This window comes from Rhodopseudomonas sp., assembly GCF_048594845.1.
In the GTDB taxonomy this organism is placed as follows: Bacteria; Pseudomonadota; Alphaproteobacteria; order Rhizobiales; family Xanthobacteraceae; genus Rhodopseudomonas.
Genome location: NZ_JBMDXE010000289.1, coordinates 1 through 12,724, shown reverse-complemented (window position 1 = coordinate 12,724; position 12,724 = coordinate 1). Strand labels below are relative to the sequence as shown.

The 12,724-nt window shown below is 64.0% G+C and carries 13 protein-coding genes; 7 read left to right on the top strand and 6 right to left on the bottom strand.

What is annotated here, in order from left to right; genetic code table 11:
- The first annotated feature begins 181 nt into the window (after nucleotides 1-181).
- The gene (locus tag ACOJTD_RS18780; RefSeq protein ID WP_156332565.1) at nucleotides 182-337 is read left to right on the top strand and encodes a Thivi_2564 family membrane protein; all 156 of its coding nucleotides are present in this window, start codon (nucleotides 182-184) and stop codon (nucleotides 335-337) included.
- Between the two features lie 147 nt (nucleotides 338-484).
- Here the strand turns inward: ACOJTD_RS18780 and ACOJTD_RS18775 are convergent, their stop codons facing one another.
- The 5 genes from ACOJTD_RS18775 to cysP all read right to left on the bottom strand — a co-directional run bounded on the left by ACOJTD_RS18775 (nucleotide 485) and on the right by cysP (nucleotide 6,294).
- Nucleotides 485-685: a CsbD family protein gene (locus ACOJTD_RS18775; RefSeq protein ID WP_420134389.1), complete on the bottom strand. Its 201-nt coding sequence runs from the start codon at nucleotides 683-685 to the stop codon at nucleotides 485-487.
- Between the two features lie 211 nt (nucleotides 686-896).
- Complete coding sequence (locus ACOJTD_RS18770) at nucleotides 897-3,071, bottom strand: malate synthase G (RefSeq protein WP_420134388.1); 2,175 nt, start codon at nucleotides 3,069-3,071, stop codon at nucleotides 897-899.
- 144 nt (nucleotides 3,072-3,215) lie between these two features.
- Nucleotides 3,216-4,097 carry a sulfate ABC transporter permease subunit CysW gene (cysW, locus tag ACOJTD_RS18765; RefSeq protein ID WP_420134387.1) on the bottom strand — a complete coding sequence of 294 codons (882 nt, stop codon included), beginning with the start codon at nucleotides 4,095-4,097 and terminating at the stop codon, nucleotides 3,216-3,218.
- A complete protein-coding gene (gene cysT, locus ACOJTD_RS18760; RefSeq protein ID WP_420134386.1) occupies nucleotides 4,097-4,924 on the bottom strand; it encodes a sulfate ABC transporter permease subunit CysT in 828 nt (275 codons plus the stop codon). The genes cysW and cysT overlap by 1 nt, the downstream gene beginning before the upstream one ends.
- Before the next feature lie 362 nt (nucleotides 4,925-5,286).
- Nucleotides 5,287-6,294 (bottom strand): thiosulfate ABC transporter substrate-binding protein CysP, encoded by a 1,008-nt coding sequence (cysP, locus tag ACOJTD_RS18755; RefSeq protein ID WP_420134385.1) that lies wholly within the window; start codon nucleotides 6,292-6,294, stop codon nucleotides 5,287-5,289.
- Between the two features lie 342 nt (nucleotides 6,295-6,636).
- On the opposite strand from cysP, the gene cysG reads away from it, so the two are divergent.
- From cysG to ACOJTD_RS18730, 5 genes are all read left to right on the top strand, one after another.
- Nucleotides 6,637-8,073, top strand: a complete 1,437-nt coding sequence (gene cysG / locus ACOJTD_RS18750; protein ID WP_420134384.1) for a siroheme synthase CysG — start codon at nucleotides 6,637-6,639, stop codon at nucleotides 8,071-8,073.
- The gene (locus ACOJTD_RS18745; RefSeq protein WP_420134383.1) at nucleotides 8,070-8,384 is read left to right on the top strand and encodes a DUF2849 domain-containing protein; all 315 of its coding nucleotides are present in this window, start codon (nucleotides 8,070-8,072) and stop codon (nucleotides 8,382-8,384) included. Before cysG ends, ACOJTD_RS18745 begins: the two co-directional genes overlap by 4 nt.
- A 12-nt stretch (nucleotides 8,385-8,396) precedes the next feature.
- Nucleotides 8,397-10,052 carry a nitrite/sulfite reductase gene (locus ACOJTD_RS18740; RefSeq protein ID WP_420134382.1) on the top strand — a complete coding sequence of 552 codons (1,656 nt, stop codon included), beginning with the start codon at nucleotides 8,397-8,399 and terminating at the stop codon, nucleotides 10,050-10,052.
- Nucleotides 10,039-10,548, top strand: a complete 510-nt coding sequence (locus tag ACOJTD_RS18735) for a DUF934 domain-containing protein (RefSeq protein WP_420134381.1) — start codon at nucleotides 10,039-10,041, stop codon at nucleotides 10,546-10,548. The genes ACOJTD_RS18740 and ACOJTD_RS18735 overlap by 14 nt, the downstream gene beginning before the upstream one ends.
- Before the next feature lie 153 nt (nucleotides 10,549-10,701).
- Nucleotides 10,702-11,637, top strand: a complete 936-nt coding sequence (locus tag ACOJTD_RS18730; RefSeq protein WP_420134380.1) for a glutaminase — start codon at nucleotides 10,702-10,704, stop codon at nucleotides 11,635-11,637.
- Between the two features lie 99 nt (nucleotides 11,638-11,736).
- On the opposite strand, the gene ACOJTD_RS18725 is transcribed toward ACOJTD_RS18730, so the two are convergent.
- Nucleotides 11,737-12,072, bottom strand: a complete 336-nt coding sequence (locus tag ACOJTD_RS18725; RefSeq protein WP_420134379.1) for a DUF2735 domain-containing protein — start codon at nucleotides 12,070-12,072, stop codon at nucleotides 11,737-11,739.
- Nucleotides 12,073-12,389: 317 nt separating this feature from the next.
- On the opposite strand from ACOJTD_RS18725, the gene ACOJTD_RS18720 reads away from it, so the two are divergent.
- A partial coding sequence (locus ACOJTD_RS18720) for a glutamine synthetase beta-grasp domain-containing protein (RefSeq protein ID WP_420134378.1) occupies nucleotides 12,390-12,724 on the top strand: 335 nt, incomplete at its 3' end.

Below are 12,724 nucleotides of genomic sequence, written 5' to 3'. Positions count from 1 at the left end.
TCTGTGAATTACTCCCCGGTACCGGCCTCGGTGCGCGCTGCTTACGGCAAGATCCCGGTGGTGGCTTCGAACTGATCTGATCTTTGCAAGCAAATCGTCCTGGTTCCGCGGTCGGAACTCTCGGCGCTGCCGTTTGTTGTTACGGCGGCGCGGGCTGACCGCGGGCTGAGAGGATAAAGCGATGCTGATCGGTATTCTGGTTACGTTTCTTGTCGTTATTCTGGTTCTTTACCTGATCAACCTGCTGCCGCTGGATGGCCGGGCCAAGCAGATCGCCCGCGCCGTGGTGATCATCATCGGCATCATCTCGCTGCTGAAGTATCTGGCGGTGTTCTAGCGCTTGCAGCGGAGAACTAACCGACGGGCATCCGCCGATATCGCGGATGCCCGCTTCGTTTATCAACAGCGGTGCTGACCAAAACCTACGTCGCCAAATGAAAAGCCCCGGGCTGGCCGGGGCTTTTCTCGTCTCCAACGGGTGTGATCAGCGCAGCGTCTTGAACCAATCGTCGACGTCGGTGCGTACCTGATCCTTGGCGTAGCCGTAGCGTTCCTGCAGCTTGCCTTCGAGCTGGTCGCGGCGGCCGTTGATCACGTCGAGATCGTCGTCGGTGAGCTTGCCCCACTTCTCCTGGAGGTTGCCCTTCAGCTGCTTCCAGTTGCCTTCAACACGGTCCCAATTCATTGCCGTCCTCCATCGATCTGATGCGGCGACAACAGGACCCGAACATCGTCGTTCCGGGGCGTGGCAACACGTCACCCGCCGCCCGTTCGGGCGAAGCGCAAAGGTGATGCGGCGTCGCCCTCAACGAAAAGGCCTCTCCCACGACGGGGAGAGGCCTTGATCGTGATGCGGAGGACTGCGCTCAGAGGTGGCCGGCGCAGTCGTCAGGCAATCAGCGCAGATCCTGCAGGTGCGCTGCCTTCGCCTCGCGGCGGCGTTCGTGCAGGATGTATTCGGTGTAGCCGTTCGGCTGGGTGCGGCCCTTGAAGATCAGGTCGCACGCCGCTTCGAACGCGACGCCGTCGAAATCCGGCGCCATCGGACGATACAACGCATCGCCCTCGTTCTGCTTGTCGACCACCACGGCCATCCGCTTCAGCGAATCCATCACCTGCTCCTTGGTGACGACGCCGTGGTGCAGCCAGTTGGCGAGGTGCTGGCTGGAGATGCGCAGCGTGGCGCGGTCTTCCATCAGGCCGACATCGTGGATGTCTGGCACCTTGGAGCAGCCGACGCCCTGGTCGATCCAGCGCACCACGTAGCCGAGGATGCCCTGACAGTTGTTGTCGATCTCCTGGCGGACATCGTCCGGCGCCCAGTTCGAGTTCGACACCGGGATGGTGAGGATGTCCTCGAGCTTGGCGCGCGGCCCGCCCTTGGTCAGCTCCTGCTGGCGCGCGATCACGTCGATCTGGTGATAGTGCAGCGCGTGCAACGTCGCGGCGGTCGGCGACGGCACCCAGGCGGTGGTGGCGCCGGCCTGCGGATGGCCGATCTTCTGCGCGATCATGTCGGCCATCTTGTCGGGCGCCGCCCACATGCCCTTGCCGATCTGGGCATGGCCGGGCAGGCCGTCGACCAGACCGGTGTCGACGTTCCAGTCCTCGTAGGCCTTGATCCAGGGCTGCGCCTTCATCTCGTTCTTGCGGATCATCGGACCCGCTTCCATCGAGGTGTGGATCTCGTCGCCGGTGCGGTCGAGGAAGCCGGTGTTGATGAAGCAGATCCGCTTCGACGCATTCTGGATGCAGGCCTTGAGGTTCACCGTGGTGCGGCGCTCCTCGTCCATGATGCCGACCTTCAGGGTGTTCTCCGGCAGGCCGAGCATCTTCTCGACGCGGCCGAACAGCTCGACCGTCAGCGCGACCTCGTCCGGGCCGTGCATCTTCGGCTTGACGATGTAGACCGAGCCTGTGCGGCTGTTGCGGGTCTTGCCGAGATGCTTGAGGTCGTTGATCGCCAGCAGGCCCGACACCGCAGCGTCGAGGAAGCCTTCCGGAATTTCCTGGCCGTCGCTGTCCAGCACCGCGTCGGTCCACATGTGGTGGCCGACGTTGCGGATCAGCAAAAGGCTCCGTCCGTGCAGCGTGATCTGCTTGCCGTCCGGCGCGCTGTAGGTGCGGTCGCCATTGAGCGCGCGGGTGACGGTCTTGCCACCCTTGTCGAAGCTCTCCGACAGCGTGCCGTTCATCAGGCCGAGGGTGTTGCGATAGATCAGCACCTTGTCTTCGGCGTCGACCGCGGCGACCGAGTCTTCCATGTCGAGGATGGTCGAGACGGCGGACTCGATCACCAGGTCGGCGACGCCGGCCGGGTCGTCCTTGCCGATGTTGTTCGAGCGGTCGATCTTGATCTCGATATGCAGGCCGTTGTTGACCAGCAGCACGGCGGTCGGCGATGCGGCGTCGCCGTTGTAGCCGGCGAACTGCTCGGGCGTCTTCAGGCCGGTGGCGTTGCCGCTCTTCAGCTTGGCCGAGAACTGTCCGGCGATCACGCTGTAAGCGGTCACATCGCTATGGCTGCCGGCCACCAGCGGGGCGGCCTGGTCGAGGAACGCCTTGGCCTTGGCGATCACCTTGTCGCCGCGGACCTTGTCGTAACCCTTGGCCTGGGTGGCTTCCTGCGGGATCGCGTCCGTACCGTAGAACGCGTCATACAGCGAACCCCAGCGCGCATTGGCGGCGTTCAGCGCGTAGCGCGCGTTGGATAGCGGCACGACGAGCTGCGGGCCGCACAGCTTGCCGATTTCCTCGTCGACATTGGCGGTCTCGACCGGGGCGGTCTTGGGCTCCGGCTGCAGATAGCCGATCTCCTTCAGGAAGGCGGTATAGGCCGCCATGTCCTGCTTCTTGCCCTTGTTGGCGAGATGCCAAGCGTCGATCTTGGCCTGCAGATCGTCGCGCGTCTTCAGCAGCGCGCGGGTCTTCGGCGTCAGGTCGCGCAGGATCGCGGCGAGCCCGGCCCAGAACGCGTCGGGGTCTACCCCGGTCTTCGGCGCGGCCTCCTTGGCGATGAAGTCGAACAGGACGGGCGCGATTTTCAAGCCGTGGGCGTCAATACGATTCATATGAGGATGTCTCGCGAGAAAGGGCGCCGTGGGGCGGCCCGTTTCAGGGTTCGAAATGAGCCGATGCCGCCCAAGGCGGCCCGGGGGCGCCTCTTTTAGCGCCAAAGGCGCGGGTATTGGAAGGGGCCCGGGGGGCGGGCGGGGTTAGGAGGCCGGATGCTCGTCCGCCGCCAACCGCTCCACCAGGATCTTGAGCAGGATCGTCAGCAGGGCCACGGCCGTCAGCGTGGTCGCGGCCGCGAACGCGCCTGCGACATTATAGTCTTGGTACAGCAGCTCGATTTGCAGCGGCAGCGTGGTGGTCTGGCCCCGGACGTTGCCGGATACCACTGAGACCGCGCCGAATTCGCCCAGCACGCGGGCGTTGCACAAGATCGCGCCGTACAGCACCGCCCAGCGGATGTTCGGCAGGGTGACACGCAGGAAGGTGGCAAAGCCGCCGGCGCCCAGCGTCACCGCGGCCTCTTCCTCGTCGGTGCCCTGCACCTGCATCAGCGGGATCAACTCGCGGGCCACATAGGGCGCGGTGACGAACATGCTGGCCAGCACGATGCCCGGCAGCGCGAACATCACCTTGAGGCCGAGCGCATCGAGCAGAGGGCCGAACAGCCCTTGGGTGCCATAGACGAACAAATAGGCGACGCCGGCGACAATCGGCGAGATCGAATAGGGCAGCTCGATCAGCGCGATCAGCAGCGTCCGGCCGGGGAATTCGAACTTGCTGACGGTCCAGGCCGCGGCGAGGCCGAAAATGATGTTCACCGGCACCACGATCAGCGCCGTGATCGTGGTCAGCCACATCGCGTGCAGCGTGCCGGGATCGCCGAGGTTGCGCAGGAACACGCCGATGCCCTGGCTCAACGCTGAACTCAGGATCACCGCCAGCGGCGCCACCAGGATGAACAGCGTGATGATGCCGACGATGCCGAGCACGACCAGCCGGGTGACCGGGCCGGCGCCGACCGGCGTCACCATCCAGTCCTTGGTCTTCGGAGGTGGGTGATTCGGCGCTTGGGATTTGCTCATCACACGCCTCCGCGGCCGAGATAGCGCAGCTGCCAGGCCTGCACCGCATTGGTGATCAGCAGCATCGCGAATGCCATCGCCAGCATCACCACGGCGATCGTCGCGGCCGCCGGGTAGTCGTATTCCTCGAGCCGGATGAAGGCGAGCAAGGCGACGATCTCGGTCTTCATCGGCTGGTTGCCGGCAATGAAGATCACAGCGCCGAACTCGCCGAGACTGCGCGCAAACGACAGCGAGCAGCCGGCGAGCAGCGCCGGGAAGATCGACGGGAAGATGATCTTGGCCAGGATCTGCAGATCATTGGCACCGAGCGAGCGGCTGGCTTCCTCGACATCGCTGCCGAGATCCTCGATCACCGGCTGCACCGTGCGGACCACGAACGGGATGCTGGTGAACGCCATCGCAATGCCGATGCCGAGCGGCGTGTAGACGACGCTGAGCCCGAGCGGCTCCAGCACGCTGCCGAACCAGCCGGTCTTGGCGAACAGCGCAGTGAGGGCGAGGCCGGCCACTGCCGTCGGCAGCGCGAACGGCACATCTACCAGCGCGTCGAGCACGCGCTTGCCTGGAAATGTGTAGCGCGCCAGCACCCAGGCCAGCAGCGTGCCGTAGATCGCGTTGAAGATCGTCGCCGCCAGCGCCATCGTCACCGTCAGCCGGATCGCCGCCAACGTCCGCGGCGACGACAGGATCGTCCATAGCTGCGCTGCGCCGATATCCGACGCCTTCAAGATCAACGCTGCCAGCGGCAGCAACACGATCACGGCAAGATACAGCAACGTGATGCCGAGGCCGAGACCGAAACCGGGAATGACGCTGCGTCGCAAGAGAATGATCCGGGTGGCGAGTGAAGATGCTGAGCTAGGGTAGTCAGTCGGGATCAGTCGAGAATGTGTGCCTCACCACGTCATTGCGAGGAGGCGAAGCCGACGAAGCAATCCAGAAATTCACTGCACCGGGCTGGATTGCTTCGTCGCTCCGCTCCTCGCAATGACGATCAAACCTTAACGTTCGTCATTCCGGGATGCGCGCTCTTGCGCGCAGGCCCGGAATCCATACTCCCGGCGGTGGTTATGGATTCCGGGCTCGCGCTGCGCGCGCCCCGGAATGACGAACTTTGACACGGGGACGCGTGGAAGGCACATAACGCGTTGAAGGCCCGTACTGGCTAGGCTCTCAACCTGTGATTTCACCGCCCCCCGAACAACTGATCCAGCTTCGCGCCCGAGGCCAGATGCTCGGCGGTGAGTTTGTCCCAGCCGCCGAACTCGTCCTCGACGCGATACAGCTTCACGTCCGGGAATTTGTCCTTGAACTTCTCGACCACGGTCTTGTCGTGGACGCGATTGTACGCCTTGGCCAGGATGGTCTGTCCCTCAGGCGAGTACAGATATTCGAGATAGGCGGTGGCGAGGGCGCGGGTGCCGTGCTTGTCGGCGTATTTGTCGACCACTGTCACCGGGAATTCGGCCAGCAAGCTGGTTGGCGGAACGACGACTTGATACTTGTCGGCGCCGGCGAGATCGCGGATCGCGCTGGTCTCGGCCTCGAAGGTGATCAGCACGTCGCCGGTTTGGCGCTCGACGAAGGTCGTGGTCGCGGCGCGGCCGCCGGTGTCGAACACTGGGACGTTGGCGAACAGCTTCTTGATGAAGGCGTCGGCCTCGGCCTCGCTGCCGTATTTATGCTTCGCGAACGCATAGGCGGCGAGGTAGGTGTAGCGCGCATTGCCCGAAGTCTTCGGGTTCGGGAAGATCACCTTGACGCCCGGCTTCACCAGATCGTCCCAGTCCTTGATGCCCTTCGGATTGCCGGCCCGCACCAGGAACGCCGGCAGCGAGTAGTAAGGCGATGAATTATTGGGCAGCCGCTTCGCCCAGTCCGCCGGGATCAGCTTGCCCTTGTCGTGCAGCACCTGGACGTCGGTGACCTGATTGAACGTGACGACATCGGCTTCCAGTCCCTCGAGGATGGAGCGGGCCTGCCGCGACGAGCCGTTGTGCGACTGGTTGATGGTGATGTCCTGGCCGGTCTTTTGCTTCCAATACGGAACAAACGCAGCGTTGATCTCGACATAGAGTTCCCGCGCGATGTCGTAGGAAACGTTGAGCAGCGTGGTCGGCGCCTGTGCCTGCGCGGGCACCACGCTTGACAAGGCGCCGAGGCCGGCGAGCAGGGCAAGAGCGAAACGGTTCACGAGAACTCCTTATTGCTGGCCTTGAGTGAGCATCGGCCACGCATTCGCTTCGATGAAGCGAAGTGATGGCTGTGCCAGAGGGGATGCGCGTTTGGTGGTCAGATAGTCGAGATGACAGGGAGTGTGAAGCGGCCGAACCCGGGCCGCGCACGCACTGCCCCAGGTTTGCCTCAAGGTGTGCAACGGAGCGGAGAATGGTTGCCTCTCGCAACCCGCTGGAAGGGATGGAAATTCCCTCCATGGCTTCGGGGGTGCAAAGGATTGGTTTTCTTCCGCCGCGGCTTGTAAGAATTCCACGTAGAAAATAATTCTGGTGGACCCGAAAGGGGCAACGGAGCGGGCATGCGGTTTCTTCCGGTTTTTCTCGATCTCACGGCAGGACCAGTGATTCTGGTCGGCGCCGGCGAGATGGCGCGTGCCAAATTGAGATTGCTGCTGTCGGCTGGCGCGACGATCCGCTGGTACGCGGTCGATGGTGATCGCGATTTGTCGGGCATTGATGAGACCGATCGCGCCCGTATCAGCTTCGCAGATGGTGATCCGTGTCATGCCGATCTTGGCGGCGCCATCGCGCTGCTGTGCGCCGGCGCCGGCGATCTCGCGGCGCCATTGGCTGCGCGGGCGCGTGAAGTCGGCGTTCCCGTCAACGTCATGGACGAGCTTTCGCATTCCACCTTCATCTTTCCGGCGATTGTCGATCGCGGCGATGTCGTGGTGGCGGTCGGCACCGGCGGTTCGTCGCCGGTGGTGGCGCGGCGCGTGCGCGAGATGATCGAGAAGGTTTTGCCGGCGCGGATCGGCGATCTCGCCGGGTTGATCGGGCGCTGGCGTCACCCGATGAAGGCGCGCATGCCCGAGTTTGCTCTGCGTCGCCGGTTTTGGGAGCGCGTCGTCGATGGGCCGATCGGCGCGGCCGTGCTGGAAGGGCGGAGCGACGACGCCGAAGCCCAGCTCAAGGCGATTGGCGATCCGTCCGCCTACGCGCGCGCGTCCGAAACCGGCCATGCCCAAGGGCATGTCACGCTGATAGGCGCCGGTCCCGGTGATCCGGATCTTCTCACCGTCAAGGCGCTTCGCGTGCTGCAGGACGCCGACGTGGTCTTCTACGACGAGCTGGTGTCACCCGAAATTCTCGACCGCATCCGCCGCGATGCCGCGCGTGTGCCGGTCGGACGCCGCGTCAACAAGCCCGGCATCGGCCAGGAGGCGATCAACAAACTGCTGATCGAAGCCGCCCAGGCCGGCCAGCGCGCCGTGCGTTTGAAGGGCGGCGACTCCTTTGTGTTCGGCCGCGGCGGTGAGGAAATCGAAGCGCTGCGCGACGCCGGAGTGTCGTATTCGGTGGTGCCTGGAATTAGCGCCGGCTTCGGCGCCGCCGCGCAGTTCGAGGTGCCACTGACCTATCGGCACGAGGCGCTCCGCATCACCTTCCTGACCGCGCACAAGGCCAAGGATGCCGAAGCGGTCGATTGGACGGTGCTGACCGACGAGAAGATGACCGTCGTCGTCTACATGGGCATGAGCGCCGCGCCGACGGTACGCGCCGGCCTGCTGCAGGCTGGCCGCTCGCCGCAGACGCCGGTCGGCGTGTTTGCGCGCGTCACGCGGCCGGACGCCAAAGCCGCGGCCGGCGTGCTCGACGATCTGCCGGCGCTGGTTGAGCAGGTCGAAGGCGGTCCGGCCATTTTGGTGATCGGCGACGTCGTCGCCCATTCGGCGCCATGGCGCCGGCAACAACTTCAGCAACTCGTTTCGAACTATCAGGTGGCCGCCGAATGACGTCTCCGCTGCAACAGAAAATTCGGATCACCGGTCCGTCGGTCGTGACCGCCAACCGCACCTTCGATGGCGTCGTGATCTATCGGACCGCCAAAGCTGACTGGTCGACCGATCTGGCTGACGCCGCGATCGTGCGCGAGGCCGAGCCGGCGCGTGCGCTGCTCGCAGAAGCGGTGGCGGACGATATCGGCGCAGTCGGCGCCTATATCGCGCCGGTGAAGATCGATGACGCCGGCACCATCATCCCCGGCAATCTGCGCGAACGAATTCGTAAGACCGGCCTGACCATCGCGCTGACCGCTCAGGCCTGAGGCTGCTTTTCAATGTATGTTTATGACGATCTCGACCAGACGTTGGTCAACGAACGCGTCGCGGAGTTTCGCGACCAGGTGCAGCGTCGGCTCTCCGGCGACCTGACCGAGGACGAGTTCAAGCCGCTGCGCTTGATGAACGGCGTCTATCTGCAACTTCACGCCTACATGTTCCGCGTGGCGATTCCCTACGGCACGCTGTCGTCGGCGCAGCTGCGCAAGCTCGCTCACGTCGCGCGCAAATACGACCGCGGCTATGGCCACTTCACGACGCGGCAGAACATCCAGTTCAACTGGATTGCGCTGAAAGACTTGCCCGACGCACTCGCCGATCTTGCCGAAGTCGGCATCCACGCGATGCAGACCTCCGGCAACTGCACTCGCAACGTCACCGCGGACCAATGGGCCGGCGTCGTGCCGGAAGAGATCGAAGATCCGCGCGTCTGGGCCGAGATTTTGCGCCAGCACACCGCGCTGCATCCGGAGTTCTCGTTTTTGCCGCGCAAGTTCAAGTTCGCCATCACGGCGGCTGATCATGATCGCGCGGCCATCAAGGTGCACGACATCGGTCTGCGGCTCGTCAAGAACGACGCGGGCGAGACCGGCTTCGAGGTGTTGGTTGGCGGCGGCCTCGGCCGTTCGCCATTTATCGCCAAGACCATCAAGCCATTCGTCGCCGGGCGCGATATCCTCAGCTACGTCGAGGCAATTCTGCGCGTCTACAATCAGTACGGCCGCCGCGACAACATCTACAAGGCGCGCATCAAGATCCTGGTGCACGAACTCGGCATCGAGAAGTTCGCCGCCGAGGTCGAGCAGACCTGGCGCGAGATTGCCGAAGGCCCGCTGACGCTCGACGACGAGATGATCGAGGAGATCCGCTCGCGTTTCGTCTATCCGGCCTATGAGAAGCTCACGGACGATCCGGCCGAGCTGCGCGCCGCTTCGTCCGATGCGAAGTTCGAGGCGTGGCGCAAGAATTCGGTCGCGCCGCATCGCCAGCCCGGCTACGCCATCGTCACGCTGTCGCTGAAGCCGGTCGGCGGCCCGCCCGGCGACGCCACCGCCGAGCAGATGGATGCAATTGCCGATCTCGCCGACAAGTACTCGTTCGGCGAAATCCGCGTTGGTCACGAGCAGAACCTGGCGCTGCCGCACGTCGCGCAGCGCGATCTGCCGGCGCTGTGGAAGGCCCTCGACGCGATCGGCGTCGCTACGCCCAACGTCAACCTCGTCAGCGACATCATCGCCTGCCCTGGGTTGGACTATTGCTCGCTCGCCAATGCGCGGTCGATTCCGATCGCGCAGGAGCTGACGCGGCGCTTCGCCAATCACGAGACTGCCAATCTGATCGGCCGGCTGCACGTCAACATCTCGGGATGCATCAACGCCTGCGGCCATCACCATGTCGGCCATATCGGCATTTTGGGCGTCGAGAAGAACGATCAGGAAGTCTATCAGATCACCATCGGCGGCCGGGCCGACGAGCACGCCAAGCTTGGCGAACTGATCGGGCCGGGGGTGCCGTACGCGCAGGTCGCGGACGTGGTCGAGGATATCGTCGAAGCCTACCTGGCGCTGCGCGAGCGGCCGGAGGAACTGTTCGTCGACACCGTCAAGCGGCTGGGCGTCGAGCCCTTCAAGGAGCGCGTCTATGCGACTCGTTAAGAACGGGCAGATCGTTGCCGACGACTTCGTGGCGATCGCCGACGATGCCGAGCTGCCGGCCGATGGCGCGGTGCTGGTGTCGGCCACGCGCTTCCTCACCGAGGCGGAGACGCTGACCAAGAGCAATCGACCGCTCGGCGTGGTGTGGCCGAACAACCGGGACGTGGTCGAATTGAAGCCGTGGCTCGACCGGCTGGCGCTGATCGCATTGGTGTATCCGACCTACAAGGACGGCCGGGCGCACAGCCAGGCGCGCCGGCTGCGCGAGATCTACGGGTATCGCGGTGAATTGCGGGCCACGGGCCAAGTGTTGCGCGACCAGTTCACCTTCCTGCTGCGCAACGGCTTCGATGCGTTCGACGTTAAGAAGGATGCCGACGCTCGCGCCTTCGGCGAGGCGACGCACCGCTACACCGAATTCTATCAGCCGACGGGCGACGGTCACCTCAGTGCCTTGCAACTCCGCCGCAAGCGGCAGACTGCGCCGGCGAGCTAGATATCCGGCTCGTCATTGCGAGGAGCGCATCGACGAAGCGATCCGGTCGTATGCACTGACGGGATGGCTTCGGCTCGCTCGCATGGACGTCGACTGCGGCCGCGCTGGTGTCTCCATTGACGTGGCGCGCGCCTTGCTTCACATCCGGCCGCCATGAACCCTGATCATCTCGACCAAGTCGTCGCCGAGATCGCCGAAGAGATGGCGATGCGGACCGACCGCGGCGAGGTCGCCAGCTACATTCCCGAACTGGCGAATGTCGATCCGCAGCGTTTCGGCCTCGTCGTGATCGACGCCGACGGGCATGTCGCGGCTGGCGGCGATGCCGACGTGCCGTTCTCCATCCAGAGCATCTCGAAGGTGTTCACGTTGACGCTCGCGCTCGGCAAGTCGGGCGATCGGGTATGGCGGCGGGTCGGGCGCGAGCCGTCGGGGTCTGCGTTCAACTCGATCGTGCAGCTCGAGCGTGAACGCGGCATCCCGCGCAATCCCTTCATCAATGCCGGCGCGATAGCCGTGACCGATCTGATCCTGTCCGGCCATCAGCCGCGCGAGGCGCTCGGTGAGATCCTGCGCTTCCTGCGGTTTCTGGCCGGCGATTCGTCGATCGTGATCGACGACGAGGTGGCCGCCTCGGAGCAGCGCACCGGTTTCCGCAACGCGGCGCTCGCCAATTACATGAAATCGTTCGGCGTACTGGACAATCCGGTCGACTACACGCTCGGCGTCTACTTTCATCATTGCGCGATTGCGATGAGCTGCCGGCAACTCGCGATGGCGGGTCGCTTCCTTGCGCATAACGGGCGCAACCCCTCGACCGGGCACAATGTCGTTTCGGCGCAGCGTGCCCGGCGCATCAACGCGCTGATGCTGACCTGCGGCCATTACGACGGCTCCGGCGAATTCGCCTACCGGGTCGGCTTGCCGGGTAAGAGTGGGGTCGGCGGTGGGGTGCTGGCGGTGGCGCCCGGCAAAGCTTCCATCGCGGTGTGGTCGCCGGGGCTGGACGCTGCAGGCAATTCGCACCTGGGCCGGATCGCGCTGGAGGCGCTGACCAAGCGGCTCGGCTGGTCGATCTTCGGCGTCTGAGGTTCGCAGCTGCCGGGCAAAACAAAGGGCCGAAACGTTTGCACGCCGGCCCTCGTCACATCTTGATGGCTACGCCCCAGGGCGTCGTCGGCTGCGGGATCATTGCGGCTTTCGCGGCTGATCATCGAGCATCGCGGCTTCGTGATACCAGCTCGAGCTGGTCACGACGGCCCGGCTGGCGACATCGGCCGCTGCCTGCTCACGTCGGGCCAAACCGCTGCGGCCTCCGACGGGAAATTGATAGATTTTTGCAGAAGTCTGCTCCAGGTTACTCACGACAATCTCCTTCTCTTGTGTAGCTGCCTTTCGTCTCGCGCCGTGATTTGCACGGTTTGTAGATATCGGCCCCGCCCAGCCGGGGTGCAATATGCTCAAGGAAAAATCATCGATTGCCGATAAAGTGAGCAAGTCTGCCATTGCCCGGCCGACGATCATTCAAAGAGACATCCCGCGGCGGTCTGTGACATTTCGAGGCGCATCGAGCGCTCTGATTAAAAGCTGCGCTTCAATCGTTAAGATTGTTGACGAGCGGCCGTTCGGGCGAATCTCAGCCGGAATCCGCCTCCTTTCCGACCCAAGCGTTCGAAAGAGAGAAAAGTTCCATATTCGCTGCGGCCGCCGCGCCGTTTTGTCGCAGAACGGCGGTCGGTTGGCATGACAAGTGCATTCGTGACAGCAGGATGTCGGCCGCCGGGGCGCGGTTCCGTATCCGCTTCGGGTTCCCACCCTTTGCACTCAACAGAGAGAACCGCATGACCAAGTACAAGCTCGAGTACATCTGGCTCGACGGCTATACGCCGGTGCCGAACCTGCGCGGCAAAACGCAGATCAAGGAATTCGAAGTCTACCCGACGCTCGAGCAACTGCCGCTGTGGGGCTTTGACGGCTCCTCGACCATGCAGGCCGAAGGCCGCAGCTCGGATTGCGTGCTGAAGCCGGTGGCGATGTTCCACGATGCCACCCGCAAGAACGGCATTCTGGTGATGTGCGAAGTGATGATGCCCGACGGCGTCACCCCGCATGCGTCGAACACCCGCGCCACCATTCTCGACGACGAGGGCGCTTGGTTCGGCTTCGAGCAGGAATA

Coding starts and splice junctions, on each gene's coding strand:
- ACOJTD_RS18740 (WP_420134382.1), top strand. CDS start 8,397: ATGTATGTTTATGACGATCTCGACCAGACGTTGGTCAACGAACGCGTC.
- ACOJTD_RS18745 (WP_420134383.1), top strand. CDS start 8,070: ATGACGTCTCCGCTGCAACAGAAAATTCGGATCACCGGTCCGTCGGTC.
- cysG (WP_420134384.1), top strand. CDS start 6,637: ATGCGGTTTCTTCCGGTTTTTCTCGATCTCACGGCAGGACCAGTGATT.
- ACOJTD_RS18775 (WP_420134389.1), bottom strand. CDS start 685: ATGAATTGGGACCGTGTTGAAGGCAACTGGAAGCAGCTGAAGGGCAAC.
- ACOJTD_RS18780 (WP_156332565.1), top strand. CDS start 182: ATGCTGATCGGTATTCTGGTTACGTTTCTTGTCGTTATTCTGGTTCTT.
- ACOJTD_RS18725 (WP_420134379.1), bottom strand. CDS start 12,072: ATGATCGTCGGCCGGGCAATGGCAGACTTGCTCACTTTATCGGCAATC.
- ACOJTD_RS18770 (WP_420134388.1), bottom strand. CDS start 3,071: ATGAATCGTATTGACGCCCACGGCTTGAAAATCGCGCCCGTCCTGTTC.
- ACOJTD_RS18730 (WP_420134380.1), top strand. CDS start 10,702: ATGAACCCTGATCATCTCGACCAAGTCGTCGCCGAGATCGCCGAAGAG.
- ACOJTD_RS18735 (WP_420134381.1), top strand. CDS start 10,039: ATGCGACTCGTTAAGAACGGGCAGATCGTTGCCGACGACTTCGTGGCG.
- cysW (WP_420134387.1), bottom strand. CDS start 4,097: ATGAGCAAATCCCAAGCGCCGAATCACCCACCTCCGAAGACCAAGGAC.